The sequence below is a fragment of the Bacillus sp. 179-C3.3 HS genome (assembly GCF_047229225.1).
GTDB lineage: Bacteria > Bacillota > Bacilli > Bacillales > Bacillaceae > Bacillus.
The window spans coordinates 52,734-79,581 of sequence record NZ_JBFEFT010000015.1 but is presented as its reverse complement, the minus strand read 5'-3'; the positions used below and the strand labels follow the sequence as shown (position 1 = coordinate 79,581).

Here is a 26,848-nt window from a genome sequence, read left to right as displayed (position 1 = left end):
CGTGGAAATTCAGTTTTTAGCAGGCAGATCGGGGAGTGGAAAAACGACTGCAATTTTAGAAGAGATAAAAGAACAACTTCGGCTTGATCCGTTGGGTCCGCCAATCATTTTTTTAGTCCCGGATCAAATGACATTTTTAATGGAATATGAGCTTGCAAAAACGTCTAAAGCTGGCGGTATGATCAGGGCAAAAGTATTTAGTTTTAGTCGTCTTGCTTGGTCTATTTTACAGCAGACTGGCGGAGCAAACCGGCAATTCGTCACAAGTACAGGGATTCAAATGCTTCTTCGAAAAGTGATTGAGGAGCAGAAAGAGACGTTTAAAGTGTTTAAAAAAGCGAGTGATAAGCCGGGATTTGTGGAGCAAATTGAAAAAACGATGGCTGAATTCAAGAGATACTGTATGCTGCCAGAGGATATTGAAAAAATTTCAGTGTCCAGCATTCATTCAGAGTATACAGATGAGAGACGAGCAGCCGAAAAACTGCACGATTTGCATGTTCTTTATGAGCAATTGGAGCAGCATCTGCAAGATGAATATGTGCATTCAGAAGACTATTTGACACTGCTCACGCAGCAAATTCCTTTATCAGAAGAACTACAAGATGCCCATATTTATATAGATGGTTTTTTTCAGTTTACACCGCAGCAGCTTCTCGTCATTGAGCAGCTCCTCCTTCATGCAACCAAAATCACCGCTGCTTTCACAGTAGATCGTTCATATCGTGATACGCAGCCAAATGAACTTGATTTATTTCGGATGACGGGTAAAACGTACTTTCAACTTTATCAACTAGCCAAAGAGTGCGGAGCGACGATTTCTGAACAAGTGCTAGAAAGCAATCAACGTCATCTGTTGACGCAAGATCTTGCCTACTTAGAGAACCAGTATGAACATAGACCTGTGCAGCCGTACTTAGAAGAAACACCGCATATAACCGTGGCGAAAAGCGCAAATAAACGTGCTGAAATTGAGGGTGTAGCGCGGGAAATCCTTGAATTAGTCAGAAAAAAAGAGATGAGGCTACGGGATATCTCCATTGTGGCACGGCAGGTTGATGACTATAAAGAGACATTGAAAGAAGTGTTTCGAGATTACGATATTCCCTTCTTTATTGATGGAAATGAATCGATGCAATATCATCCGCTTATTGAATTGATTCGCTCTAGCCTTGATGTGATCAAGGGGAATTGGCGGTATGAAGCGGTATTTCGCTGTGTGAAAACGGAGTTCCTTTTCCCGCTCGAACTTGCTAAAAACAAAGCGAGAGAACAGGCAGATCAATTTGAGAATTACTGTATTGCCTATGGCGTAAAAGGGGAACGCTGGACAAATGGTTCTCGTTTTCATTATCGAAGATTCCAATCATTAGATGAAGATTTTGCCCAAACAGATCAAGAAATTGAAATGGAACAGATGCTCAATGACGTCAAAGAATGGATTGTTCCCCCGTTATTTCAATTGCAAAAAAGATTGAAAAAAGCACAAAAAGTCAGAGACATGGTCGAGGCCATGTATGTCTTTCTTGAAGAAGTACAAGTGCCTGAAAAGCTTGAAAAGGCAAGGCTAGAGGCTGAAGAAGCAGGAAGATTAGCGGACGCCATGCAATATGGACAAGTATGGGGGGCTGTGATTCAGTTAATGGATGAATTTGTTGACATGCTAGGAGAAGAAGAACTTTCATTTCCTTTATTTCAGCAAATGATGGATACAGGACTAGCCTCATTAAAGTTCTCTTTGATTCCGCCTTCCTTGGATCAAGTATTTATTGGAAGTATGGACTTATCGAGAATGTATCAAGTGAAGTGTACGTTTCTCATTGGTGTGAATGATGGGGTGATTCCTGCAAGACCATCTGATGAAAGCGTATTGTCAGAGGATGACCGCGAATGGTTGAAGCGTGCTGGAGCAGAGCTTGCAGAGACAGGCAAGGAACGGCTACTAGATGAACAATTTTACATTTATCAAGCTTTAGCAAGTCCGTCCAATCATCTGTATCTGTCCTATTCAGCGGCAGATGCTGAAGGACGCTCGTTATTGCCTTCGACTCTCATCAAGTATTGCCAAGAGCTGATGCCGCATCACCAGCATGCCCTTTATGTGTTAGCGCCAGAGCAGCTGGATGTGCAAGATCAATTGATATTTGTCGCGAATGAACAAGTCTCATTATCTTATACGGTTTCCCAGCTAGGGCAATGGCTCAATCAATATCCGATCAGTGATGTGTGGTGGAGTGTATATAATTATTTCATGACATCACCTTCCCGTGATGTAGCCAAAAATATCATGTCCAGCTTGTTTTTCACAAATAGAGCCAAACGCTTAGATCAACATGTGACAAAAGAGCTTTATGGTGACCATATACAAGGCAGTGTATCAAGGATGGAGAAATTCAATGCATGTGCATTTTCTCATTTTGCTTCACATGGCTTGAAATTAAAGGATCGACAATTTTACAAGCTAGAAGCACCTGATATCGGTCAGCTGTTCCACTCTGCCTTGAAGTATATGTCAGATACACTGATCGAACAAAAGAAAGATTGGAAAAGCTTAACGAAAGAAGAATGTGTCACTTATTCTAGGCATGCCATCGAACATCTAGCCCCTCGTCTACAGAAGGAGATTTTATTAAGCTCAAATCGACATGCGTATATGAAAGAAAAGCTTCAGAAAATTTTAATTCGGGTTTCTTCTATACTAAGTGAACATGCAAAGGTGAGCGGGTTTTCTCCAGTGGGACTTGAGTTAGGTTTTGGTGGACAAGGTCCGTTACCACCATTTACGTTTCAATTGAAGAATGGCTGCACAATGGAGCTTGTGGGAAGAATTGACCGAGTCGATAAAGCAGAGGGATCTCAAGGTTTGCTTTTGAGAATAGTTGACTATAAATCTAGCGAAAGAGGGCTCGATTTAGCAGAAGTGTACTATGGTTTGGCGTTGCAAATGCTCACGTACTTAGACCTGACCATTACCTATTCTAAAGACTGGCTAGGCATGGAAGCGACACCGGCAGGCATTTTATACTTCCATATTCATGATCCTCTCATCCAAGCGCCAATTCCATTAGCCGAAGATGAAATTGAGCAAGAAATACTGAAGAAGTTTAAAATGAAAGGTCTATTACTGGAAGATGTAGAGGCCGTGAAGCTCATGGACCAAACACTTGATACCGGACGATCCCAAGTCATTCAAGCTGGCTTGAAAAAAGATGGAACCTTCCGTTCAGATTCTGCGGTTTTAAGTGAAGATCACTTCCGCATATTGACAAAACATGTTCGCCGTACGTTTGAAGAGTCGGGGGAGAGGATCACAAACGGCGAGGTAGATATTAATCCATATAAATTAAAAGACCAAACGCCTTGTCGCTTTTGTTCATTTAAGTCGATTTGTCAGTTCGATGAATCAATAGAAGATAATGAATTTAGAATACTCACATCTGAGAAAGATGATGTCATGATAGACCGGATCAAAAAAGAAGGGGATCAGTATGCACATACCAAAACCGAATAACAGTACATGGACCGATGACCAGTGGGAAGCCATCGTTTCTGAAGGGCAGGATATTCTTGTAGCTGCAGCGGCAGGATCGGGTAAAACGGCTGTTTTGATTGAACGACTCATTCGGAAAATGACGGACCCTACACATCCAATTGATGTGGACCGTCTTCTCGTTGTGACGTTTACAAATGCATCTGCCGCAGAAATGAAACATCGAATGACTGAAGCACTTGAGAAAGAGCTCTCAAAAAATCCCGGGTCACTTCATTTGCGAAGACAGCTATCGCTCATGAACCGAGCCAATATTTCTACTTTGCACTCATTTTGTTTACAAGTTCTCCGGACATTTTATTATGAGATTGATCTTGATCCAGGCTTTCGATTGGCAGATCAAACAGAAGGAGAATTATTAGGAGACGAGGTATTAGATGAGCTGTTTGAGGACGCATATAAAGCAGGGGAGCCGTCCTTCTTTGAACTGGTTGATCGTTACACCTCTGATCGACATGACTTAGACCTGCAATGGCTTGTCAAAAGAATGTATGAGTTTTCTAGATCACACCCTTCTCCTGTGCAGTGGATGAAAGCATTTATTTCACTATATGATGTGGATGATCAAACAAAAATCGAGGATTTACCGTTTTATCCATATATCAAAGAAGACCTTTCTCTCGTATTGCGAAGCTGTCAGGAATTACTCGAACGAGCACTGGCACTCACAAAAGAACCTGGCGGACCGGCTCCAAGAGCAGAGAATTTTATAGATGATTTAGCGCAAGTAAATGAAGTCATCGCACATCAAGATGATTTTGAGAAGCTATATGAGCTCTTGCCGAACATCAATTTCAAAAGGCTGAAGACATGTAAAGGGGACGAATATGACCCTGCTTTACTAGAAAAGGCTACGGACGCGCGCAATCAAGCAAAAAAGCAATTGGGAAAATTAAAAGATGAATACTTTATGCGAAGTCCGAAGCAACATTTAAAGAGCTTGGCAGAGATGAAGCCAGTCGTGGAAACCCTTGTCGATCTCGTCATTGCCTTTGGCGAACGTTTTGAAAAAGCGAAACTAGAAAAATCGATTGTTGATTTTTCAGATTTAGAGCATTATTGTTTAAGAATTTTAGCTGTGCAGGATGAAGACGGGGATCTCGTTGAGACAGCAGCGGCAAAGTATTATCAACAGCAATTTGAGGAAGTACTCGTTGATGAATATCAGGATACAAACCTTGTACAAGAAACCATTTTAAAGCTTGTGTCTAAAGGAAAAACCCCAGAAGAAGGCAACCTGTTTATGGTAGGCGACGTCAAGCAGTCGATCTATCGCTTTAGACTTGCCGAGCCGATGCTCTTTTTAAATAAATATAAGCAGTTTAGACATGATGGGAAAGAAACAGGGAAAAGAATCGATTTAAATAAAAACTTCCGAAGTCGATCAGATGTGCTGGACAGCACAAACTTCCTGTTCAAACAGCTGATGGGAGAAGCCGTTGGCGAAATTGAATATGATGAACAAGCTGAATTAAAGCTTGGTGCGAGCTACCCTGAAAGTGAAGATACAACGACAGAAATGCTTCTCGTACACCTTGATCAACATGAGACAGAAACCGATGAAGAACGAGAAGAGTTAGAAACGGTACAATTCGAGGCAAGAGTCATTGCTAGGAAAATAAAAGAGCTGATCGACCAGCCTTTTCAAGTGTACGATGCAAAACAGCAAATGAGCCGAAACCTACAATATCGAGATATTGTGATTTTGTTACGGTCTATGCCGTGGGCTCCGCAAATGATGGAGGAGCTGAAAAAGCAAGGAATCCCTGTTTATGCGAACCTGTCCACTGGTTATTTTGAAGCAACAGAGGTTTCTGTGGTGCTTTCTCTATTAAAGGTCATTGATAATCCATATCAGGATATTCCACTGGCTGCGGTGTTAAGGTCACCAATTGTACATTTAGATGAAAATGAAATGGCACTGATTAGAACGAGTGATAAAAAAGGGACTTATTATGATGCTGTGAAAGCTTTCATCAGTGTCACTCATTCTGATCATCCCGTATGCAAAAAATTGCTACGCTTTTTCAATTTATTGCGTAAGTGGCGTGACTTTTCAATCAATCATTCGGTGGCAGAATTGATTTGGGAGGTTTACCGCGATACCCAATATGTCGATTATGTTGGCGGAATGCCTGGGGGGAAACAAAGACAAGCCAATCTCCGCACACTGTATGATCGAGCGAAACAATACGAAAAAGCTACATTTAGAGGCTTGTTTCGATTCCTGCGGTTTATTGAAAAAATGCAGGATCGCGGGGATGATCTCGGAGCGGCGAAAACACTAAGTGAAACAGAAGATGTTGTCCGGATGATGACGATTCATAGTAGTAAAGGATTAGAATTTCCAGTTGTGTTTACGGCAGGGCTAGGTCGGAACTTTAACATGATGGACTTAAATCAATCCTACTTGCTTGATAAAGAATTAGGGTTTGGGAGTAAGTATATTCATCCTGAGCTAAGAATTAGTTATGCGACGTTACCACTTGTCGCAATGAAGAAAAAGATGAGAAAAGAATTATTGTCCGAGGAACTGAGGGTACTGTATGTCGCTCTAACAAGAGCAAAGGAAAAATTATTTTTGGTCGGTTCAGTCAAAAATCAAGTGAAAGCACTGAATAAATGGAAGAATGCCGCCAATGGAGAAGAATGGCTACTCCCTGACTTTGAACGATATCAAGCCAAAACCTATTTAGATTTCATTGGACCTGCCCTTATCCGCCATCAAGCAATGTCAGCCATTTTAGAAGAAGAAACCGGCACTATTTTCACCCACCCATCTTCATTTAGGATTTCATTTACGCAAGCGACAGACTTGTTGAAAGAAGAAATGACGCTTGATAAAAAGCAACAAGATGACGTGATTCAAGCATTGATGGCAGGGGATCCAGTTGAGGGGCATGATGTGTATACGCAGGAGGTTGCAGAAAGACTTTCATGGAGATACCCACATCTCACCGCTTCACAAGTCGGGACAAAGCAGTCTGTTTCAGAGATCAAGAGAATGAAAGAAATAGAGGATGAATACAGTGTTCCATCTTCCCTTCGGAAAGGCCGTTCAACCGTATATGATCGCCCAGCATTTATGAAGGAAAAAACACTCACTGCGGCAGAACAAGGTACTGCCATGCATACGGTGATGCAGCATATCCCAATTCCGTCACAAGAGCCCTACGATGAATCACGTATTCAGCAGCTGCTCGATTCATTAAAGGAACGAGACTTGCTGACAGATGAACAAATACAATCAATTGATGTAGCCGGAATTGTGGCGTTCTTTTCCACCTCCATCGGTCAAAAGCTACAAACAGCTGACTGGGTGAAGCGAGAAGTGTCATTTAGTATGGTGTTACCTGTCAAAGAAGTGTACAGCCATATTGAGGCAGAGGATGAGTCTGTGCTCATTCAAGGAATGATCGATTGCTTGTTCGAAGAAAATGGAAAGCTGTATTTACTTGATTATAAAACAGATAGAGTGCAAGGAAGATATGCAGGGGTGGAAGCGGCAGAATCCATATTGAGAAAACGCTATGAAACCCAAATCACGTTATATGCAACAGCTGTAGAACGATTAACAAATAGGACATTAGAGGAGAAAATTCTTTATTTCTTTGATGGGAATCTAGAGATTTCTTTATAAGTGAATGGAATGAGAGGTGAGTGACATGAGGATTCTTCACACAGCCGATTGGCATTTAGGGAAAACCCTTGAAGGCAGAAGCCGGCTTGAGGAACAAGCACAGTTTTTAGAAGAATTGGTACAAATCGTCGAGGACGAACAAATTGATGTCATTGTGATGGCAGGTGATGCCTTTGATACTGTCAATCCACCGGCAAGGGCAGAACAGTTATTTTATGAAAGTCTGTCTGCGTTATCTGATAAAGGAAAACGTCAAGTTGTCGTCATCTCAGGCAACCATGACAACCCAGATCGTTTATCGGCCGCATCACCTTTAACAAATGAGCAGGGGATTCATTTAATTGGATACCCAACAAGTGACATCATTCGAGTTGATGTGCCATCATCAAGCGAACGATTATCAGTTGCAGCACTTGCTTATCCTTCTGAGGCAAGGCTAAATGAAGTACTGGCTGAAACCTTTGATGAAAAACTACTGCGTGACCATTACAATCTGAAAATACAACAAGCGTTTCGGCATTTAAGCGCTCAATTCCAGGCTGATACGGTGAATATCGCAACAAGTCACATTTATGTGGCAGGCGGGAGTTCCACTGACTCGGAAAGACCGATTGAAGTGGGGGGAGCTTATACGGTAGCAGCTGATAGTTTGCCTGAAGCTGCTTGTTACGTCGCACTTGGTCATTTGCATCGTCCGCAAACGATCAAACGAGCCAACACCATCGCCCGCTATTCCGGCTCACCGCTTGCCTATAGCTTTTCCGAATCAGGCTATGCGAAATCAGTGACCATTGTGGAGGCAAAGCCGAACGAAAAAGCAAACTGGAAAGAAGTCTTTCTATCAAGTGGTAAGCCGCTTGTGAAATGGAAGGCAACAGAAGGTTTACATCAGGTCCATGAATGGCTCTCAGAAAGACGCGATCTAAACGCTTGGATTGATTTAGAGATCCACTTAACAGATCAACTGTCCATTGAAGAGATCCATCAATTAAGAAAGCAACATAACGGCTTTATCCATATTCGACCGAAGTTTCAAGAGCTACAACAAATGGAGGAACAAAAAAAGCAGGAAAAGCTGTCCATTGAAGAACGTTTCGTCAAATTTTATGAACGTCAAACAGGTGGCGGACAGCCAGATGAAAAAACCGTCCAGCTGTTTTTAGAACTTGCCAATGAAACGCAAGAGGAGGAAGCGACATGAAGCCGATCACACTAACCATTAAAGGACTTCATAGCTTCAGAGAAGAGCAAACTATTGATTTCAGTTCTTTGTGTGATGCAGGAGTGTTCGGTATTTTTGGACCGACAGGGAGTGGAAAGTCCTCCATCCTAGATGCCATGACACTCGCCCTTTATGGCAAGGTTGAACGCGCATTAAATAATACACATGGCATTTTAAATCAAGCGGAGGAAAAGCTGTCTGTTTCCTTTACATTCGCTTTGCAAAAGGAGCATCACATTTCTTATAAAGTAGAGCGGGTGTTCAAACGGGCAGATGAAATGAAAGTAAGAACGACATTGTGCCGCCTCATTGAAATCAATGATACGACGCAGACAGTTCTTGCAGATAAAGCGAGTGACGTCAATCGTCAGATCGAAGAATTGCTTGGCTTAACAATTGATGACTTTACACGTGCCGTTGTGTTGCCACAAGGGAAGTTTGCTGAATTCCTCTCTTTAAAAGGGGCAGAAAGACGTCAAATGCTTCAGCGTTTGTTTAATCTAGAAAAGTATGGTGACCAGCTCGTCAAGCGCTTGCGTGCAAAGGCACAAAAGAAAAACGGACAAAAAAAAGAATGGGAAGCTGAGCTGAATGGTTTAGGAGAAGCAGGACCAGAGGCACTGGAGAAAGCCAAAACAGCTGCTGTGCAGGCAAAAACCATATTTCATGAGAAAAAACAGGCGAGAGACAAAGCATTCACTGCTTTCACAAAGGCGCAAGCAATCTGGCAATATCAAAAAGAACAAGACATCTATATCACGGAGCAAAACAAGCTTAACTTGTTGGCGCCAACAATCGAAGAAAAAAAGAATCAACTTGGGGTCGCAGAGCAGGCTGAAGCGTTAAAGCCATATGCGGATGCATTAGCAAAAGCTGAAGAGCAGCTTGCACAATCATCAAAAGAGAAGCAGGAAGCAGAAAAGCATTTGCATCATCAGCAAACTGTACATGATCAAATGACACAGGAGTATGAACGTGACAGGCAAAAGAAATTAGAGACTGAACCAAAGCTTCTCGAAAAGAAACAACAGCTCATTCAATTAAAGGAAATCGAACGAAAATTAGAAGTAGCTGTTCAAGAAAAAACGAAAATCGTGCAGCAGAAGAATGACAAAACCCTGCAATTGAAACAGAAAAATGAAGAAGCGGAGAGTCTTGATTCTCTATTAGAACGTGCCTTAGCAAAACAAGCACAGCTCAAACGTGACTTAGAGCAACTACAAGTTTCGGCAAATGAACGGAAGAGTGTGCAGGAAGCCTTGCGTTTAAGTGAGCAGATTCAACGACTCAACCAGACCATTCAAAAGGAAGATCAGAAGCTCGCGGAGCTGAACAAGAGATTCTCACAAGCACAACACAACTATGTGCAGCTTCAAAAAGAAGAGAAAGATCATCATGAAAAAATAAACCAATCATTTCAATCGATTGAACAACTTTATTTCTACGTATGTGAAATAGAACGAGCGCTGATGGCCTTTATTCAGCGAACGCAAAAGGATAAACTTGAAAAATTAACGCAGCGTGATGCTGTTAGAGCGGCAGAATTAAGAAAAGAACTGGCAGCAGAACTAGTTGACGGTGAGCCTTGTCCTGTTTGTGGATCAACACATCATGACCCAAAGGTTGCGCTTCCTGAACATCATGAAGAAACTGTTGTGCAAATTGATGAAGTGATTCAGAAGATGGAAGAAGAGCTCAAACAAGCAGAAGAATATGCGAGAGACATGTATGCAGAAAAGCAGCTCCTCGAAACGCATGCCAATCAATTGGTGAAGCAATTCTCCTTCTTATCTCAAAAAGCCCCTGATGCGGAAGTTGCTGCGGGAGTGACCGAAACGGTGCAGAACCCTCAGTCCTTAAAGCCTATCATTCAAGAGTGGAAAGGCATGAAGCAAGACATTCAAGGAATTGATCAGTTGCGATCTCGATTAATGGATGAAACGCAGGATAAAGCGGCGCAATTGAGCAAAATAAAAGATCAATTGTCATACGAACAGCAGCGAATCCAAGAGGTCAATGAGCTGATCACAGAACTTCAGACAGAGCTTTCTGTGCATACGACACAATTTGGACAGGTTTTCCCGCACTTGACGATCGATCACGTGCAAGACATGCAAAAACAAATAGATGAAAAAGATCAACAAGCTGAAGAATTGAAAGAACGCATAGAGAAAAGTATTGCGTTTTTAGAAGACAAACAGCAAGTAAAAGAGCAGATACAAACGCATATGCTGGATCTTCAAAAAGAGCTTGATAAACTGACGCATCAGCTAGACATTCAGCAACAGCACATAGAGCAATTTGAAAAAGAACTCGCGCAATATCCATTGAAAGCCGCCTCTTTTTCAGATGAGCTTCACGAAGTAGAGCAAACCCTCGTCCAATTAACGGAAAAGGAACAACAATCGTATCAAGCATTAAAGCAAGCTCATCAATCATTCAGTGAGGCACAGAGTCGCTTTTCCAGTAGTGAGCGTCAACTGCAAGAGGCAGAACGTCGAAAACAAGAAGCGGAAGAAGCGTGGCATAAAGAAGCAGCGTCCTCCACTTTTAGTCAGAGAGAGGAAATCGTGCCTGCTTTAATGGACAGAACGGTACGTCAAACGGTCAAACAGGAAATTGAACAATTTGAGGATAAAAGAAAGCAATGTGCCGCAAACTTAAAGCGAATTTCTGAACTGCTCAAAGATGAGTCACTTGATGACGAGCAGTGGGCAGATATTCAAATGAAAAAAGAGGCGGCAGAACATGCATTAGAGGAAGCAACGCGGCTGAGCGGGTCTGCCCAAGAGCATTTACGTGTCATGGAAGAAAACCATCAACGCTTTTCACACATTCATGAGCGTATGCAAGACTTACAGCAAGAAATTGATCGACTTGCTAAGCTGGAATCCGTGTTCAAAGGAAATACATTTGTCGAGTTTCTAGCAGAAGAACAATTAGAAAGTGTCAGCCGTGATGCCTCTGCTCGTCTTGGCTTGTTGACAAGACAACGCTATGCCATCGAGGTCGATTCAGAAGGCGGCTTTGTGATGCGTGATGATGCAAATGGAGGGGTGAGACGCCCGGTATCCAGCTTATCAGGCGGAGAAACCTTCCTTACTTCATTAGCGCTAGCACTTGCCTTGTCAGCACAAATTCAGCTGAGAGGTGAATTCCCACTACAATTCTTTTTCCTTGATGAAGGTTTCGGTACACTGGATCAAGACTTATTAGATACGGTGATTACTGCGTTAGAAAAGCTTCAATCTCAAGATTTAGCCGTTGGGGTCATCAGTCATGTCGAAGAATTGAAGATGAGATTGCCGAAGAAGCTCATTGTCCATCCGGCTGATCCGAGTGGAAAAGGGACCACAGTATCAATGGAATTGATGTAAACATTGAGGTGTTGTCAAGATGGCCAAGCAAACGATTGGATTATGTGAGTTGTGCGGGAGGCAAGATGTTCTTTTGACAGAGCATCATTTGACACCAAGAGAGGAAGGCGGGGCATTCTTGCCAACAGCCTACCTCTGTATTCCTTGTCATAAACAAGTGCATGCCCTCTTTACCAATCAGGAGCTTGCCGCACGTTTGAATACGCTTGATGCGTTAAGACAAGATGAAAAGATCGTCCCGTATATCAAATGGATTCGGAAACAGCCAGCAAGTAAGCTGGTGAAAACGAAAAAATCAAGACAACGCAGAAAGACATAAGCACAATAAAGCACTCCTCTCGTAAACATCTGTGTGTAGAGGAGTGCTTTATGCGTTGCCTACCATATTCTGATCATTTAAATCAGGATCGACGTAGTTGGTTGCGCTAATGCCATTATTCAATATCAAGAAATCTCCGGTATTCCCCGCCCCAGAACCAAGAGCTGATTTAGATGAACTTTTAGGTGAAAGGTAAAACGAATCACCGACGTTTACGACGCCCCCAGAAATAGAGTTAATGTAAATGGGTCCGACAATTGCTGGCATAATCGACATCCTTTATCCGAAGTCATATCACCATCATATGCATAGGTAGGTCCTGTTGTGAGCTTGGCGGTTTTTCCTCCTGATTACTAAATAACTCCCGAATATGCTTCACACGTGCAATCGCCTTCATTCCACATGTAGAGCCAATTTGAAAAATAGAAGAAGAAGAGACCCCTTCTACATGGATGGAGGAAACGTTAATCACGGGATTTTCATGATGAAATGCCGTCCTTACGGATCGCTCTGGCAGCATCAAAGGAATAGGCTCAGCGTATACTTGGAATTCCTTTGAGTTTACATTCACGCCTTCATTGCCATAAAACAAACTAATGGTTCGTTGCACAGCTAACACGTTGACTTGAGGACATAGCTGCTGTGTATCACCCATTTGCACAACACTTGAAAGCCCGACAGAGTTTACCTTGATGAACTTTACACGTGACGTACGCTTTCTCATTATTGTGGTGCTAGAGGAACAAACGGGCCAATAATCAGTGATTCTGGTGGTGTATCAAAAATAGAGGATAATTGCACATGTTCAGTGTCTCCGATGATAAAAAGGGAAGAAGAAGAGACCCCAACGACTTTAATGCTTCCAGTCTCGATATTGCGGTTCACGACTGTGAAATTCATCCGTTTTCCTCTCCTTTCGTCTCATTTGGTTGGGGGGCTAAAAAGTGCTCGATCGCTCGTTTGATATCATGCTTCACATATTCAGCGATTTGTTCCGATCGTTGCAGTGGCGTCATCTCTTCCCGGTGTGGTAACTGGCCTGCATAGTATGTGATTCTACTATCAATTTGCTTTCGGATGTCTTCGATGATATGGTGCTTGTTGCTTTCATCAAGGCTTCCTTTATATCGCTGCTCTAATTCTTCAAGTAGTTCAGGCGCTTCTTCATTTAAAAAGGCATCGACAAGCTGGCGTGTTTGCTGAAAGAATTGATCAGCCATTTCTTGCTGCATCATGCCAATTCCCGGTGTAGTTGTTTGGCTCACTTCAAAATTTTGAACACTATTCGGATCAGATGGGTTAAGACCGATATTCAATGTGCCTTCTAGCCGCTCGATTTTCAGTTGATCAAATTGATAATCAATCCGGTCTATATGAGTTGTTGGTTTATCTTTGATCATTTGCACTTCCTGCTGAAGTTCGTTCAGCTTTTTTTCAAGCATCATGATTTGTTGTGTTTGCTTTTGAATGATGCCATACATTTGTGGCGTATGACTTTGATAATCGTACATGTAAATACACCTCCGGGGATTGCAGATGTCTCTAAGATGTTGGTGACTGAAGCGGTACAAAAGGGGCAGTTGTGGCGCCAATAGATTCTTCTATTTCTTGTGGGCCAATGGCAGCAGGTGCTGATTCGACGTAGCTGCCTGTGTTATACAGATTAGAAAGTGCCTTGATCGAGCCCGCACTCCCGATTTGTAGAACAGAGGAGTTACTCACAGCCTCCACGCGCAAATAATTAATTTGTATCGCTTGATTAATATAGAAGTTCAATCGATTCACTCCTTACAAGTTACCAACAAGCGGTTGATCAACGACATCACTGTCGTACGTATTTGTGACACTTTTATAGTTGCTTATGCGTAATTGATCCCCCGTGTTAAAACTGCCTGCTCCAGCAAACGTTTTAACTTGACTGTTAGGAGAAATGGTAATGCAGTCTCCCACATGAACGACTCCGCTCGTTCCGACGGCATTTACTTTAAAGGCTCCAACGATAGCCGGCATAGCGGTGCACATCCTTTATAAAATTAGGGCACTTTGATTTGGGCGTTTCACCATAGCTTATGATGGGTCTTTGAATGTGTGATGGTCTTTTTGTCAGCATGTGATGAGAAGAGGAAATAGGTGTATGGCTTACCCTTTTTTTGTGCATTGTTTGGAGGCATGCTTAATCCCTTTATTTAAAAGGAGATCAAGTTCTTGACTGCATCTGATGGTTTCTTCGGCATTCATACCGAATTTTTTCGCAGTCTCAATTAAATGCAATCTTTTTTGTTCAATCTCATAATTGATCATAACGGACGCCAACTCTCACATTTTTTATCTTATAGAAGGATATGGTTATTATAACCGATTTTTCTATAAAAAAAGTGGTTTCGTCAATATGAGTAATAAAGTGACAAAATTCGAAAGCATCCGGATCAGTTTTTAGATCTCTTTTCTAATTTCCGTTTGTAAATAACGTCGTCTTTTGTTGATATAAGTCCGGATTAATTCTCGTTCTGACTGTAATGCCTCCTTTCTATCTTTCGTATAAGGATCGTCTTCAATTCTCTGCAAAATGGAAGCATGCCATTTGTCGATCAATGGACAGAGGTGTTCCTCTGAAAAGTGTGTATCAAGCACTTGTTGAAAAAGAGAATAATAGGTTTTCTTCAAAGACGGAATATGGAGTAATCTAGCAGTTAGTGTATTAAACCCGCTCGCAGGAATATAATCAAACGCCATTTCATCGCCATGAATATCTCGTCCCCATGTGGCGTCATAGTCCCACGGAAGTATTTGAAACTTGCCATGTTCATTGACGTACAGGGCATAGTTATGAACAAAGCCATCGAAGTTTTGTGTGCAAACAACCCCAATGAGCCAGAGGAAATACTGTGTGACATCAAGATACTGCCCAATCTTCTCTGCAAAAAGATCATCTGTTGCGGTGTTCAAGAAATAGATGAATTCGCTCAGTTGCTTGTCATGCTTTGCTGTCCCAGCTTGCTTCTCATATCCAAGAAGAAGATGTTTTTTTGGCTTTTTATCAAACGAACTAATGAGAGAGAAATTGGCATCGTCATCCACTGCATAATAAATACCCCCATGCTCTAGCTGGCGTTTATGGAAAAATAGCTCATCGACAGATTCTATTTTTAAATAAATGCCTTCCTTTCTTCCATTGATCGTCAGGAAGATATGGGAAGCGGTTGGGCTCAAGACACCAATCCGTTCAAAAAAAGAAAAGGACAGCCGGTTCCGGATAAAGGAAGGATCATTATATTCTGCATTTAAGTGGAAAATCGCTTCACCTTGTCGTTGCTTTGGCTTACGATATTCAATTTGATAGGATTTTTTCTTCAGTTTTCTAATATGTGAACCACGGTATGACGCATAAATGTGTGATTTTGTTTGACCGGTTTTCAGGATCGCCTCTACTGGCTCATCATTCCATACGTCCTTTTTTAATGACATGAGATCTTTTGGATGAATCCAGATATCAAGGTTCTTTAAAGATTCTATGTTCATACGGGAATCAGCCTCCTATTCTCTTGTTTACCATATGAAAATGAAGGGATGTCCTGTACCTGAACGATGGGTATTCATGGATTTTTCAAAGAAAGAGGCATTCGCCAAGAACACTTGTCTACCAAGTCTCGTAGCATAAAGCAGAGAAGATAAACAGTTTTGTCTGTTTGTTTTGTCAAGACACAGCTTAGGGAGGGGAATGGTACGTGAGCACATTTGATCATTCACATATTGAGGATGCAGTTGAGACGCTCAGAAGTGAGGGGCGTGATCAGCACTTAGATCGTGAACCAGAATCGGGAACATCACACAAATCATCTCGTTCTCGTCATTCAAAACACTATAACTGGTTCTTTGGTGGCGGAGGTCGACGTAAGTCACACCACAGCAAAAAAAGCTACAGATCAAAGAGAAGCGTGAAGAGTGAAAAACCACGTAAAAGTAAAACATCTTATCGCAGCAAAAAAAGTAAATCGAAAAAGTCGTATCGTAGTAAACACAGATCCGATCATAAAAAATCATATCGCAGCAAACACAGATCCGATCATAAAAAATCATACCGTAGTAAACGCAGATCCCATCACAAGAAATCATGCCGCAGCAAACACAGATCCGATCATAAAAAGTCATACCGAAGCAAACGCAGATCCCATCATAAGAAAAGCGACCGCAAGTCACACCGCAGTCATCGATCTAAACGTTCACATCACGACAGACGAAGTCATTCATGCCGAGGATGCGGAAAGAAAAAACGCCATCATCGAAGCGAAGGAAATGTTGATCGCAAATGGGATCAAGGGAATATGTGGGAGTATCGACGTTACCGCTAATTAAGCGCATCATTTTGAAACCCTTTTTAAAAGAGGTATGATAAAAAAGGGTTTTTTTTATTTTGTAGAGAAATAAGATGAGACATTATCACTTAGCGAAAAGAAGATTGTGAGGGGAAGACATGAAGTTTTTTACAGGTGAAATACATAGTCAAGTGTTTATAGGAGTCGTCATTGATGATCAGTGGGTCATGGATGTTAAGAAAGCAGAAGCCAAATTATTCGAACTGGAAACACTCCCAAACACCTTATCTGAATGCATAGAAATTGGGGACAAGTTTGTCGAACACGTTAGACAACTCCTCGATTGGGCGAAGAAAAAAGAAGAAGATCAAGGCTCTTACATTTATCCACTTGCAGACGTGACACTGCATGCACCGATTCCGAAACCATCCAAAAATATTATGTGTGTCGGCAAGAATTATCAAGATCATGTGATGGAAATGGGAAGCGCAGCAGATATACCCGAGGACGTGATGATTTTTACGAAGTCACCTACTTCAGTTGTTGGACATGGAGCGGATATTTTGCTTCATGAAAACGTGACAAATGAATTGGATTATGAAGGAGAACTAGCCATTGTCATTGGCAAATCAGGTAAGGATATTCAGCCAGAAGAAGTAAATGATTATATCTTTGGATACACCATCTTAAATGATGTGACCGCACGAGATTTGCAGAAAAAACATAAACAATTTTTTATTGCAAAGAGTTTGGATACATCCTGTCCAATGGGCCCTTTTATCGTTCATAAGTCATTGATTGAAAATCATGGAGAGCTTCATGTGGAAACGAGAGTGAACGGGGAGCTTCGTCAGTCTGCGAGTACCGGTTTAATGATCTTCCCAATCGAGAAGATCGTGTCGACCTTGTCAAAAGGGATGACATTGGAGGCTGGTGATATCATTGCAACTGGTACACCGTCTGGCGTTGGAAAAGGCTTTAATCCGCCAAAATTTTTAGCATCTGGTGACCAAATTGAAGTGACCATCGAACCGATTGGTACATTATCCAACCGCGTCAAGTAAATGTCGAGTTGACACAGGATTGTCGTTTGGTGTTCGACTTATTTCGTGGTACGATGTAAATGGTACTTGATAAAGGGGGAACTAACACATGGGAACACATTTACATATTACAGTGTGGGTGCTAGGCATTATTTTGTTTTTCGTTGCCTTTGCATTAGCAGGTAATCGCGATAAAGGCGCTAAAATTGTCCATATGATCGTACGTCTATTTTACGTGCTGATTATCGCGACAGGCGTCGAATTATATGTTCGCACAGGAATGAAGATTCCAGGATATCAAGGCGAGTATTTCGGAAAAATGTTGCTAGGTATTCTGGTCATTGGCTTCATGGAAATGGTCCTTGTTCGTAAGAAAAAAGGGAAATCCATCACAGGTGTGTTGATCGGCTTTATCGTGGTTGCGATTGTCACCATTTTACTTGGCCTGCGTTTGCCAATTGGTTTTCATATCTTTTAAATAACATCAGATTGTTGACAAAGGGCTAAAATGATTTTATTTTAGCCCTTGTCTTTTATTCAGCGTGATTGAAAACCCTTGAAGTCTAGGAAGGGCGAGCACCAGCGCACAGACCTGACAACGAATGCGAGGGTTTGTCTACACACTGAGGCATTGCTTGTTCAAAGCAGTGCCTTTTTTATATGACATGAAACTGAGAAGTAGACATATGACCGCTGGAAGTGGTCCACTCAAACCGAATTTGACCATGTGCTGTCTGATGATAATAATGAAGCGCAAGTGATTGAATCTCGGCGGAGAATTGAAAGAAAGAAACAGAGTGAAAAGGGTAGAAGGAGGAAAAGACACAATCGTAGACAGAAAAACCAAGCTGTTCTAACTGTTTAATCACGTGATAAAATCCGTTTTCAGGAACAGACATAAGGAAATCAACCCAGCCTTTGGCAAGCATCGGTGTATATTGAATGAGTTCACCGCCTTTTATTTCGTGCAGTTCTCCGTTTTCATGAAGAATCGTGCTTCCGAGCAATTCCCCCTTTGCCCAATCATTCCTATCTTTGATGAAAATCATGGGGCTTTGGAGACTTTCTGGAAGCATGATCTCTCCTTCTTCATCTTCAATCAGACATTGCCCTTTTTCGATGAGTAAAGATCCGTGACACCATCTTTGGTTGGATTGCTGAAGATACTTCATTCGATTCTCCACGACACCATCTCCTTTCATCTTTCTTTTCTTACCAAATGAGGCATGTCCTATACCTCATAGAAAAAGGACAATTCAACTATCAAGAAGACGATGCATAAACTAAGAAAGGCTTAATGAGAATTTTTGTTGAAAAACGGATGGGAGCTGATGGTGATGTGTGGAATTACAGGCTGGGCAGACTTTAAAAAGCAGCTCATCCAACAGGGTCATGTAATCAATCGAATGACAGATACATTATCTAAAAGAGGGCCAGACGATACGAATACGTGGAAAAGTGAGCACGTTCTTTTCGGACATAAAAGATTGGCTGTGGTTGATGTGGAGGGCGGAAAACAGCCGATGACGTATACACATCAAAACCATGCTTATACGGTTGTATACAATGGGGAGCTCTACAATACGGAGGATATACGGAAAGAGTTGTTAAAAAGAGGCCACCGTTTTCTCGGACATTCTGATACAGAGGTTCTTCTTCACGCTTACACAGAATGGAAGGAAGAGTGTGTGACCCATTTTAATGGCATTTTCGCATTTGCGATTTGGGATAGTGCGCGTGAATTATTATTTGCAGGCAGAGATCGTCTAGGCGTTAAGCCATTTTTCTATACAGAATGTCAACAATCCTTTTTATTTGGATCAGAGATTAAAGCACTACTTGCCCATCCTGATATGAAAGCAAAGGTTGGTCATGAGGGGCTAGCTGAAATCTTTGGATTGGGTCCTTCGCGAACCCCAGGGCAAGGCGTATTTAAAGGAGTAAAAGAGCTAAGACCTGCACATGCACTCACCTTTTCAAAAGAAGGGCTGCGTGTATGGAGATATTGGAATGTTGAGAGTAAGCCACATACTGATTCACTTGAAGAGACGGCACAGCAAGTCAAGGACCTCTTCACTGATGCTGTGACAAGACAGCTTGTCTCCGATGTACCTGTTTGTACATTTTTATCTGGTGGCGTCGATTCCAGTGCGATTACCGCCATTACCGCAAAGCACTTTGAAACCATTGGGAAAGCCCCACTTCATACGTATTCCGTTGACTATGAAGGGAATGACCAATTCTTTGAGGCAAGTCAATTCCAGCCAAATGCTGACGGCCCATGGATCGAGCGAATGACGAAGGCATTTCAAACTCAGCACCATCATTGTATCATCAGTCAAGAGGATCTTGCTTTCTATTTAAAAGAAGCTGTTGAAGTGCGAGATTTACCAGGCATGGCTGATATTGATTCGTCGCTCCTTTGGTTCTGTCGGGAAATAAAAAAAGATTTTGTTGTTGGCTTGTCGGGTGAATGTGCTGATGAGATCTTTGGGGGCTATCCTTGGTTTCACATGGCGAATGAAACAAATGGATTTCCTTGGATGAGATCAACTGATGCCCGTATCCAGCTGCTTCAAGACACGTGGCAAAAGAAATTGTCGCTGAAAGAATATGCCCAAAGTAAATACGAAGAAACTGTGGCAGAAACCCCTCTATTAGAAGGAGAAACGGGAATCGATAAAGTCCGAAGAGAACTTTTTTACTTAAATATGATTTGGTTTATGACAACACTGCTTGATCGAAAAGACCGCATGAGTATGGGTGCGAGTCTTGAAGTGCGTGTGCCATTTGCTGATCATCGTCTAGTCGAATATGTGTGGAATATTCCTTGGGAAATGAAAATGCATGGAAATCGTGAAAAAGGGGTTTTAAGAAAAGCTCTAGAGGGTATCTTGCCAAATGAAGTGCTTTATCGCAAGAAAAGTCCTTATCCAAAAACACATCACCCAGCATATACGACGGCTGTTAAGCAGATGTTGACAGATTGCTTAACGAATAAAGATTCTGTACTTCACGAATTTTTAAATCCACATCAACTCAAACAGCTCATTGAAACGGAAGGGGCTTCCTTCCAAGTTCCTTGGTATGGCCAGCTGATGAAAGGACCTCAGCTGATCGCCCACTTGGCACAAATTCATCATTGGTTTGAAACATACCGAATTGATATAGACGTATAACAAAGGGTCGGTTTTCTTGCAATTGTTGAAAGAAAGCCGGCTCTTTTTTTTCTTTAAATGAGCCTTTTAGAGCACATCAAAAGTTGATCTAACATTTCTAATTTGTATAATTAACTTAAAGTGAATTAATTTGGAGGAAAAAGGATAATGAAAATCGTTGTGATCGGAGCAGGACCAGGAGGACTAGCGGCAGCCATGATGTTGCAAAGCAAAGGCCATGATGTTCATATATACGAAAAACAGCCCTTTATTGGTGGACGTAACTCTAAATTTCAGTTAGGTGAATTCACGTTTGATACAGGTCCTACCTTTCTCAGCATGATTCATATTGCAGAGGAGCTGTTTTCCTTTGCAGGTAAAAACCTTTATGACTATATAGATGTGATTGAGTTAAAAGAGATGTATCGTTTAATTTTTCAAGATCATCAGCTTGATATGATTCGAGATCAAGAGGAAATGTACAAACGATTAGAAGCCTTTTCACCAGGAGAAGGTGAAGGGTATTTACGCTTTATGAAGGATACAAAGCGAAAAATGGACCGCCTAACACCCATTTTACAAAGTAAAATGGATCGTTTCCATCACTATTTACGGCCGAAAGTTATCAAAGCACTACCTCAGCTGTCATTAAACAAGAGCTTATATGATGTGTTATCAGATTACTTTTCAAATGAATCTGTGAAATATGCGTTTACGTTTCAATCAAAATATTTAGGCATGTCCCCATGGGAGTGTCCTGGGGCGTTCTCCATTCTATCCTATATGGAGCATGATACAGGGGTTTTTCATCCGAAGGGCGGTGTGAATCAGCTATCAGTAGCTATGGCAAAGGTAGCGGTAGAATCAGGAGCGAACATTCACCTGTCATCTGGAGTCGAAAAGTTGCTGACCGAAGGAAGAAAAGTGACAGGTGTGCGTTTAGAATCAGGAGAGGAGATCCAGGCAGATGAGGTCGTCATCAATGGTGATTTTGCACATGTGATGACAAAACTAGTCGAGCCAGATTTGTTAAAGAAATATAGTGAAAAGAAACTAAAAAAGAAAAAGTTCTCATGCTCTACCTTTATGTTGTATTTAGGGTTAGATACCATTTATGAGGAGCCTCATCATACGATCGTATTTTCCGATGATTACGCGGCATTTGTTAAAGAGATTACGAAGACATTTGAACTCCCTGATGACCCATCGATCTATGTACAAAATGCAAGTGTCACAGATGATTCGCTAGCACCAAAAGGGAAGTCAGCGCTCTATGTATTAGCACCAGTTGCGAACAATCAAAGCGGAATTGACTGGGAAAAGCATCAAGACCAATTCAGAGAACTTGTGCTGGACACACTTGAGAAGAAAACCGGCTTTAAAAATATTAGACAGCATATTGAAGTGGAGCGGATGATCACCCCGAAGAATTGGGAAGAAGATCTGTTTGTTTATGAAGGCGCCACATTTAATCTTGGGCACCAGCTAACGCAGATGATGGTCCTGCGTCCGCATAATGAATTCGATGAATTGAAAAACTGCTGGCTCGTGGGTGGAGGCACACATCCCGGAAGCGGACTCCCGACCATTTTAGAATCAGCACGCATTACAACAAATGCGATTCTCTCACAGAAAAAACAGAAAAAAACAACGACCTATCATGAAAAGGGGAGTGCCTCATGACAAAACATATCCTGATCGCTGGCGGTGGAATTGGCGGAATGATTTCAGCACTCTATTTGAGAAAAGCTGGACATGATGTGACGCTCGTTGAAAAAAACGAACGGCTTGGCGGGAGACTTGCTTTTGTACGTGAGAAAGGATATAAAATAGATGAAGGTCCGACTATTGTCCTACTTCCGGCCATGTTAAAAGGAATTTTAAACGAAGTAGGCATCGACGATTCTTCTCTTGATCTTTTACAGCTTGATCCGCTATATACCATCCGATATCAAGATGGAACTTCCTATACGAAGTATTCTGATTTAGAACGTCAGTTAGAAGAAATCAAGCGCGTATTCCCAAAGGAAGAGCAAGGATTTCTGACATTTATGAAAGAAATGACAGATCGTTTTCGTGAAGGACAGCAAGCATTTTTAGAAAAATCTTTTCATGAAAAACGGACATTTTTCACAAAAGATAATATGAAAATTTTAATGAAATTAAAAGCATATCGAACCGTTCAAAGCGCACTCAAGAAATACTTCTCAGATGAACGCCTGCGAGATGCATACGCCCTACAGACGCTGTATGTTGGTGGGAATCCTTACGAAGCGTCTGCCATTTATTCCCTTGTGTCATACAGTGAGCATGCACATGGCATTTACTATTTAAAAGGCGGTTATGCTAGTTTAGTAGAGATTTTGGAAAAGCAGCTCATCGCTACAGGTGTGAACGTGGAACGTCATCAGACGGTAGAGCAATTTGAGTTTGAAGGAGATAAGGCTGTACGGGCGCAAATCAACGGTGAATCCATCGCAGTGGATGCGTTTGTCATAAACGGTGATTATCCAGCAGCGCTAAAACAGCTTGGTTTACATGGGCAAGACCGGCGTAAATACGTACCATCCTCTGGCTGTGTGATGGTGTATCTTGGATTAGATCGGATCTATCATGATGCACCTGTTCATCAATTCTTTATGGGAAAACAATTTGACCAGCATATGAAGGAAGTATTTCAAACAAAGACGGTTCCACAAGACCCATCATTTTATACATTTAATCCGTCCATTATTGATCCTTCGCTTGCACCAGAAGGTTGTAGCGCGCTTTATATGCTGATTCCAGTTCCGTCAGGACAACACATTCACTGGGCAGAAGAAACAGACTTTGTTGAAAAAATGTTGGATCGGCTTGAGGAAAGAGGCTTTCCACAGTTACGGGATTCGATTGTTTGGAAAAAGGTGAGAACGCCAAATGACTCCATGCGAGAAGGATTGTTTGAGGGAGGCAGTTTTGGACTTGCCCCTAATTTATTTCAATCCGGTGTCTTTCGGCCTCAAGTGAAAGTGCCAGAGATAGATAACATGTATGCGGTAGGGGCTTCCATCCATCCAGGTGGTGGAGTGCCGATTGTGATGCAAAGCGCGAAGCTCATGGCTTCTGTATTACTGAAGGATTTGGACGACAGAAAGGAAGTGAAACTCAGTGGTTGATGTGCAAACAGCATTGAACATATGTGAGGAAACCATTCAAACCCATTCAAAAACATTTTACCGTGCGTTTTCCATGCTACCCAAAAAGAAGAGACAGGCGGTTTGGGCAGTCTATTCTTTTTGTCGACGAGCAGATGACATTGTAGATGAGTCATTATCACCAAAAGAGGAGCTGGCGTCTTTTCAAAAGGCGTTTGAACGTTTTTTAGAAGGTGAGATCGATCACAATGACCCGATGTGGGTGGCGTTAGCATATACATTTGAAGAGTTTCAAATGGACGAAGCCCCGTTCCGTGACTTGCTGTTAGGACAGGAGATGGACTTGGAGCAACAGAGATATGAAACGTTAGACGAGCTACTCATCTATTCCTATCATGTAGCGAGTACAGTGGGGTTAATGCTGCTTCCTATTATCGCACCGCGTAAAAAGAAACAACTGAAAGAGGCGGCCATTTCATTAGGCATTGGCATGCAACTGACGAATATCCTTCGAGACATTGGAGAGGATGCGGCGCAAAGAGACCGAATCTATTTACCGAAGCAGATCATGGATCAATTTGGTTATACAGAGCAGGACTTGCAAGATGGTGTTGTAAATCAAGCATTCCAGCATGTTTGGGAATATCTTGCCTTTGAGGCTGAAGCTTATTATGAGGAATTCTTTGATTACCTACATGAATTCCCGCTTTATTCACGAATGCCGGTGAAGGCAGCTGCCCATTTTTATAAAGCCATTTTAGATAAAATAAGAGAAAATGAGTATCGTGTGTTTACACAAAGATCATTTATATCAAAGCAGGAAAAGGCACTTATTCTAGAAGATATTACGTCATAATCGAACATCATGAAAAGGACTGCTTTTGCAGTCTTTTTTTAAATGAGGAAATATGCCTCTTTTTTATTTTGTCATATCTGAATATGATAAAAGATCAACAATAAAAGTGAAATGACCGCCGGCGACGACATGTTACATGCATCCTTTGGACGAGACAACATGAGCTAGAAAAAGTGTACAAGGTTACGTGTCTCTTTCTGCAAAAATATGAAGGGAAGGAACATGAATAGATGAATGGAAACCAAGATGAGCTTGTGAGGATACAAGCATTAGACGAGAAGGATCTAGAGATTGTTTGGCACATGAGATTTAAAGCGCCCGATCAGTCCTATCGGAAGTGGAATGCCCCTTATTTTTATGAACACGAAATACCACTCGCCCAATTTAAAAAGAGATATATGCAGGAGAGATCTGAATGCCCAACAATGTGTGGTATTTTCATAAAAGGAGAATTAAAAGGGACAGTTTCTTATTACTGGGAAAATAAACGTACTAGATGGCTTGAATGCGGGATGATCATATATGATTCACGCTACTGGAATCAAGGCTACGGTACGACAGCATTAAGTTTATGGGTAAATAAAGTGTTTTCCCATATCGATATTCCAAGAATCGGTTTAACCACTTGGTCTGGAAATGAACGTATGATGCATTGCGCGGAAAAATGCGGTTTCACCCTAGAAGGAAGACTGCGAAAAGTCCGTTACTATGAGGGAACGTATTATGATTCAATACGGTACGGAATGCTGAGAGAAGAATGGCAAGCCCTCCCATATTTTTCATCTGAATAAATATTTTTCTATTAGGGGGAAAAGTATCATACGATGGAATAAGCGAAAGGGGGAGGGAAGTCTATTGCGTTTGGTCACAGGATGGTTTGTGTCCGTATTAGTTGCCATCTATTTATTTATAGATGCACCTAAACATAAGGAAAACAAATGGTTGTGGGGGATTTTGGGGCTATTATGTGGCCTCTTTACATTAGGGATTTATCTGATTAGAACAAGTAGAAAAAGAATTGGCTGGACGGTTCTCATTGTGTCCATCATCATCTATGCGACTGCGATCGTTGTCTTTGTCATTTACTTTTTATTTCTGGCAATCGGAAATACATAAGGAGGAAATGGACCTGTGAGAATGACTGGATTACTCGTTTCACTGGCTGTCGCCATCTTTTTATGGTTTGATGCACCAAAGCATGGCAAGGATAAATGGCTTTGGGCCATCTTAGGTGTGCTATTTAGTACGATCGTATTAGGAATTTATCTGATCAATACAGAGAGAAAGGGACTCGGCTGGACGATTCTTGTTTTAGCGATATTGTTTTACCTCATGATGATTGTCTCTGTATTGATTGGTTTCATTCTTTTTTATAACGTGGGTCCTTCATGAAGAAGGGCTTTTTTCTTTGACCTTTTTTGCAGGGATACCAGCAATGACAATGTGTTCTTCATGAAAAGAACGGTTGACCACTGCATTCGCTCCAATTGAATTGTGGTGTGCAATATAAATGTCACCAAAAAGCTTAGCCCCCGGTCCAATCCATACATGGTCTCCAATTGTTGGGACATCTTCTTCGTGGTGGTTTTGTCCAATATTCACGCCTTGATGAATGTCACAATATGCCCCGATTTTTGCATGTTTGTTTACAATCAAGAGCCCTGCATGATTGATTCTAAGCCCAGGTCCAAACACGCCAATTGGGATATCAAATCCAAGCTGCATGCCTTTCTTTTTATGTAAATAACGATAAATCCACTTGCGGCATCTTGCTCCGCTATTTGTATAATATTCATATTTTCTTAGATAAATTTGATATTTCCATATATCGTCCCCTAGCCATTTAGGTCTTTTCTGGGAAATAGCGAGTGCTTTCTGATCTTCAGCCAAGTAGTGGTGAAGATCGCTTTTGGTCATAATCATCTGATCCCCCTCGATTCCTCTTCATTTCAGTAAAATCATACCACTAAAACCATTTTTATCAATATGTGAATCTATGATTTATTCGTTTCAAATAGACGAAAAGGGTAGTCTTTTTTTAGGAATTTTTAGTAGAACAAAAGAACCAGTAGGTTTGATTGGTTATGTTTAATGTAATCCAGTCTTAAACAAGCCATTCCCTTTAAGGAGTAGATGTTTCGCAAAATGACTTGTAAAAAAGACAATATGGCTACCCTGTGCTTTTTGAATCATCTTTTTGAATACAATTGACTTTCATATCAATTATCCTCTAGTC

25 protein-coding genes are annotated in these 26,848 nt (G+C 41.6%); 15 read left to right on the top strand and 10 right to left on the bottom strand.

Going from position 1 to position 26,848, the window contains the following annotated elements; all coding sequences use genetic code 11:
• Position 1: 1 nt before the first annotated feature.
• From addB to AB1K80_RS10975, 5 genes are read left to right on the top strand one after another with little or no spacing between them, the layout of a single operon-like run.
• Entirely contained in the window at positions 2 to 3,511 is a 3,510-nt protein-coding gene (gene addB, locus AB1K80_RS10995; RefSeq protein WP_412856660.1) for a helicase-exonuclease AddAB subunit AddB, read from the top strand.
• Entirely contained in the window at positions 3,489 to 7,190 is a 3,702-nt protein-coding gene (gene addA / locus AB1K80_RS10990) for a helicase-exonuclease AddAB subunit AddA (RefSeq protein ID WP_412856659.1), read from the top strand. The genes addB and addA overlap by 23 nt, the downstream gene beginning before the upstream one ends.
• Before the next feature lie 25 nt (positions 7,191 to 7,215).
• On the top strand, positions 7,216 to 8,391 hold the full coding sequence (gene sbcD, locus AB1K80_RS10985) for an exonuclease subunit SbcD (protein ID WP_412856658.1): 1,176 nt from the start codon (positions 7,216 to 7,218) through the stop codon (positions 8,389 to 8,391).
• Positions 8,388 to 11,789, top strand: coding sequence for an AAA family ATPase (locus AB1K80_RS10980; protein WP_412856657.1), 3,402 nt, complete (start codon positions 8,388 to 8,390; stop codon positions 11,787 to 11,789). Before sbcD ends, AB1K80_RS10980 begins: the two co-directional genes overlap by 4 nt.
• Before the next feature lie 19 nt (positions 11,790 to 11,808).
• The gene (locus AB1K80_RS10975; RefSeq protein ID WP_412856656.1) at positions 11,809 to 12,108 is read left to right on the top strand and encodes an HNH endonuclease; all 300 of its coding nucleotides are present in this window, start codon (positions 11,809 to 11,811) and stop codon (positions 12,106 to 12,108) included.
• A 48-nt stretch (positions 12,109 to 12,156) separates the two neighbouring features.
• Here AB1K80_RS10975 and AB1K80_RS10970 read toward each other — a convergent pair whose 3' ends face one another.
• From AB1K80_RS10970 to AB1K80_RS10935, 8 genes are all read right to left on the bottom strand, one after another.
• Positions 12,157 to 12,375 carry a spore germination protein gene (locus AB1K80_RS10970; RefSeq protein WP_003211468.1) on the bottom strand — a complete coding sequence of 73 codons (219 nt, stop codon included), beginning with the start codon at positions 12,373 to 12,375 and terminating at the stop codon, positions 12,157 to 12,159.
• A gap of 22 nt (positions 12,376 to 12,397) precedes the next feature.
• A complete protein-coding gene (locus tag AB1K80_RS10965) occupies positions 12,398 to 12,832 on the bottom strand; it encodes a spore germination protein GerPE (protein ID WP_412856655.1) in 435 nt (144 codons plus the stop codon).
• Positions 12,832 to 13,008 carry a spore gernimation protein GerPD gene (locus AB1K80_RS10960; protein ID WP_412856654.1) on the bottom strand — a complete coding sequence of 59 codons (177 nt, stop codon included), beginning with the start codon at positions 13,006 to 13,008 and terminating at the stop codon, positions 12,832 to 12,834. Before AB1K80_RS10960 ends, AB1K80_RS10965 begins: the two co-directional genes overlap by 1 nt.
• The gene (gene gerPC, locus AB1K80_RS10955) at positions 13,005 to 13,619 is read right to left on the bottom strand and encodes a spore germination protein GerPC (RefSeq protein ID WP_412856653.1); all 615 of its coding nucleotides are present in this window, start codon (positions 13,617 to 13,619) and stop codon (positions 13,005 to 13,007) included. Before gerPC ends, AB1K80_RS10960 begins: the two co-directional genes overlap by 4 nt.
• Positions 13,620 to 13,650: 31 nt before the next feature.
• Entirely contained in the window at positions 13,651 to 13,884 is a 234-nt protein-coding gene (locus AB1K80_RS10950) for a spore germination protein GerPB (protein ID WP_412856652.1), read from the bottom strand.
• Positions 13,885 to 13,896: 12 nt separating this feature from the next.
• A complete protein-coding gene (locus AB1K80_RS10945) occupies positions 13,897 to 14,118 on the bottom strand; it encodes a spore germination protein (protein ID WP_412856651.1) in 222 nt (73 codons plus the stop codon).
• 129 nt (positions 14,119 to 14,247) lie between these two features.
• Positions 14,248 to 14,409, bottom strand: coding sequence for an aspartyl-phosphate phosphatase Spo0E family protein (locus AB1K80_RS10940; RefSeq protein ID WP_412856650.1), 162 nt, complete (start codon positions 14,407 to 14,409; stop codon positions 14,248 to 14,250).
• A gap of 132 nt (positions 14,410 to 14,541) precedes the next feature.
• Positions 14,542 to 15,627: a CotH kinase family protein gene (locus AB1K80_RS10935; RefSeq protein ID WP_412856649.1), complete on the bottom strand. Its 1,086-nt coding sequence runs from the start codon at positions 15,625 to 15,627 to the stop codon at positions 14,542 to 14,544.
• 206 nt (positions 15,628 to 15,833) lie between these two features.
• On the opposite strand from AB1K80_RS10935, the gene cotG reads away from it, so the two are divergent.
• The 3 genes from cotG to AB1K80_RS10920 all read left to right on the top strand — a co-directional run bounded on the left by cotG (position 15,834) and on the right by AB1K80_RS10920 (position 17,942).
• Entirely contained in the window at positions 15,834 to 16,457 is a 624-nt protein-coding gene (gene cotG / locus AB1K80_RS10930; protein WP_412856648.1) for a spore coat protein CotG, read from the top strand.
• A 122-nt stretch (positions 16,458 to 16,579) separates the two neighbouring features.
• Positions 16,580 to 17,485, top strand: a complete 906-nt coding sequence (locus AB1K80_RS10925; protein ID WP_412856647.1) for a fumarylacetoacetate hydrolase family protein — start codon at positions 16,580 to 16,582, stop codon at positions 17,483 to 17,485.
• 88 nt (positions 17,486 to 17,573) lie between these two features.
• Positions 17,574 to 17,942 (top strand): YisL family protein, encoded by a 369-nt coding sequence (locus tag AB1K80_RS10920; protein WP_412856646.1) that lies wholly within the window; start codon positions 17,574 to 17,576, stop codon positions 17,940 to 17,942.
• Between the two features lie 178 nt (positions 17,943 to 18,120).
• Here AB1K80_RS10920 and AB1K80_RS10915 read toward each other — a convergent pair whose 3' ends face one another.
• Positions 18,121 to 18,648 carry a DUF2777 family protein gene (locus AB1K80_RS10915; RefSeq protein WP_412856645.1) on the bottom strand — a complete coding sequence of 176 codons (528 nt, stop codon included), beginning with the start codon at positions 18,646 to 18,648 and terminating at the stop codon, positions 18,121 to 18,123.
• Positions 18,649 to 18,801: 153 nt separating this feature from the next.
• Here AB1K80_RS10915 and asnB point away from each other — a divergent pair, with 153 nt between their 5' ends.
• The 7 genes from asnB to AB1K80_RS10880 all read left to right on the top strand — a co-directional run bounded on the left by asnB (position 18,802) and on the right by AB1K80_RS10880 (position 26,004).
• On the top strand, positions 18,802 to 20,643 hold the full coding sequence (asnB, locus tag AB1K80_RS10910; protein WP_412856673.1) for an asparagine synthase (glutamine-hydrolyzing): 1,842 nt from the start codon (positions 18,802 to 18,804) through the stop codon (positions 20,641 to 20,643).
• Positions 20,644 to 20,790: 147 nt separating this feature from the next.
• Positions 20,791 to 22,305, top strand: a complete 1,515-nt coding sequence (locus AB1K80_RS10905) for a phytoene desaturase family protein (RefSeq protein ID WP_412856644.1) — start codon at positions 20,791 to 20,793, stop codon at positions 22,303 to 22,305.
• A complete protein-coding gene (locus AB1K80_RS10900; RefSeq protein ID WP_412856643.1) occupies positions 22,302 to 23,777 on the top strand; it encodes a phytoene desaturase family protein in 1,476 nt (491 codons plus the stop codon). The genes AB1K80_RS10905 and AB1K80_RS10900 overlap by 4 nt, the downstream gene beginning before the upstream one ends.
• On the top strand, positions 23,770 to 24,612 hold the full coding sequence (locus AB1K80_RS10895) for a phytoene/squalene synthase family protein (protein ID WP_412856642.1): 843 nt from the start codon (positions 23,770 to 23,772) through the stop codon (positions 24,610 to 24,612). Before AB1K80_RS10900 ends, AB1K80_RS10895 begins: the two co-directional genes overlap by 8 nt.
• A gap of 230 nt (positions 24,613 to 24,842) precedes the next feature.
• Complete coding sequence (locus AB1K80_RS10890) at positions 24,843 to 25,403, top strand: GNAT family N-acetyltransferase (protein WP_412856641.1); 561 nt, start codon at positions 24,843 to 24,845, stop codon at positions 25,401 to 25,403.
• Between the two features lie 64 nt (positions 25,404 to 25,467).
• On the top strand, positions 25,468 to 25,728 hold the full coding sequence (locus tag AB1K80_RS10885) for a hypothetical protein (protein WP_412856640.1): 261 nt from the start codon (positions 25,468 to 25,470) through the stop codon (positions 25,726 to 25,728).
• 21 nt (positions 25,729 to 25,749) lie between these two features.
• Positions 25,750 to 26,004, top strand: a complete 255-nt coding sequence (locus AB1K80_RS10880) for a hypothetical protein (RefSeq protein WP_412856672.1) — start codon at positions 25,750 to 25,752, stop codon at positions 26,002 to 26,004.
• Here the strand turns inward: AB1K80_RS10880 and AB1K80_RS10875 are convergent.
• Positions 25,999 to 26,529 carry a serine O-acetyltransferase gene (locus AB1K80_RS10875; protein ID WP_412856639.1) on the bottom strand — a complete coding sequence of 177 codons (531 nt, stop codon included), beginning with the start codon at positions 26,527 to 26,529 and terminating at the stop codon, positions 25,999 to 26,001. The two genes, AB1K80_RS10880 and AB1K80_RS10875, sit on opposite strands and share 6 nt — an antisense overlap.
• Positions 26,530 to 26,848 lie beyond the last annotated feature (319 nt).

Bases quoted from the DNA above. Each gene is read 5' to 3' on its own strand.
- addA (WP_412856659.1), top strand. From the start codon at position 3,489: ATGCACATACCAAAACCGAATAACAGTACATGGACCGATGACCAGTGG.
- sbcD (WP_412856658.1), top strand. From the start codon at position 7,216: ATGAGGATTCTTCACACAGCCGATTGGCATTTAGGGAAAACCCTTGAA.
- AB1K80_RS10980 (WP_412856657.1), top strand. From the start codon at position 8,388: ATGAAGCCGATCACACTAACCATTAAAGGACTTCATAGCTTCAGAGAA.
- AB1K80_RS10975 (WP_412856656.1), top strand. From the start codon at position 11,809: ATGGCCAAGCAAACGATTGGATTATGTGAGTTGTGCGGGAGGCAAGAT.
- AB1K80_RS10970 (WP_003211468.1), bottom strand. From the start codon at position 12,375: ATGCCAGCAATTGTCGGACCCATTTACATTAACTCTATTTCTGGGGGC.
- AB1K80_RS10965 (WP_412856655.1), bottom strand. From the start codon at position 12,832: ATGAGAAAGCGTACGTCACGTGTAAAGTTCATCAAGGTAAACTCTGTC.
- AB1K80_RS10960 (WP_412856654.1), bottom strand. From the start codon at position 13,008: ATGAATTTCACAGTCGTGAACCGCAATATCGAGACTGGAAGCATTAAA.
- gerPC (WP_412856653.1), bottom strand. From the start codon at position 13,619: ATGTACGATTATCAAAGTCATACGCCACAAATGTATGGCATCATTCAA.
- AB1K80_RS10945 (WP_412856651.1), bottom strand. From the start codon at position 14,118: ATGCCGGCTATCGTTGGAGCCTTTAAAGTAAATGCCGTCGGAACGAGC.
- AB1K80_RS10940 (WP_412856650.1), bottom strand. From the start codon at position 14,409: ATGATCAATTATGAGATTGAACAAAAAAGATTGCATTTAATTGAGACT.
- AB1K80_RS10935 (WP_412856649.1), bottom strand. From the start codon at position 15,627: ATGAACATAGAATCTTTAAAGAACCTTGATATCTGGATTCATCCAAAA.
- AB1K80_RS10925 (WP_412856647.1), top strand. From the start codon at position 16,580: ATGAAGTTTTTTACAGGTGAAATACATAGTCAAGTGTTTATAGGAGTC.
- AB1K80_RS10920 (WP_412856646.1), top strand. From the start codon at position 17,574: ATGGGAACACATTTACATATTACAGTGTGGGTGCTAGGCATTATTTTG.
- asnB (WP_412856673.1), top strand. From the start codon at position 18,802: ATGTGTGGAATTACAGGCTGGGCAGACTTTAAAAAGCAGCTCATCCAA.
- AB1K80_RS10905 (WP_412856644.1), top strand. From the start codon at position 20,791: ATGAAAATCGTTGTGATCGGAGCAGGACCAGGAGGACTAGCGGCAGCC.
- AB1K80_RS10900 (WP_412856643.1), top strand. From the start codon at position 22,302: ATGACAAAACATATCCTGATCGCTGGCGGTGGAATTGGCGGAATGATT.
- AB1K80_RS10890 (WP_412856641.1), top strand. From the start codon at position 24,843: ATGAATGGAAACCAAGATGAGCTTGTGAGGATACAAGCATTAGACGAG.
- AB1K80_RS10880 (WP_412856672.1), top strand. From the start codon at position 25,750: ATGACTGGATTACTCGTTTCACTGGCTGTCGCCATCTTTTTATGGTTT.
- AB1K80_RS10875 (WP_412856639.1), bottom strand. From the start codon at position 26,529: ATGACCAAAAGCGATCTTCACCACTACTTGGCTGAAGATCAGAAAGCA.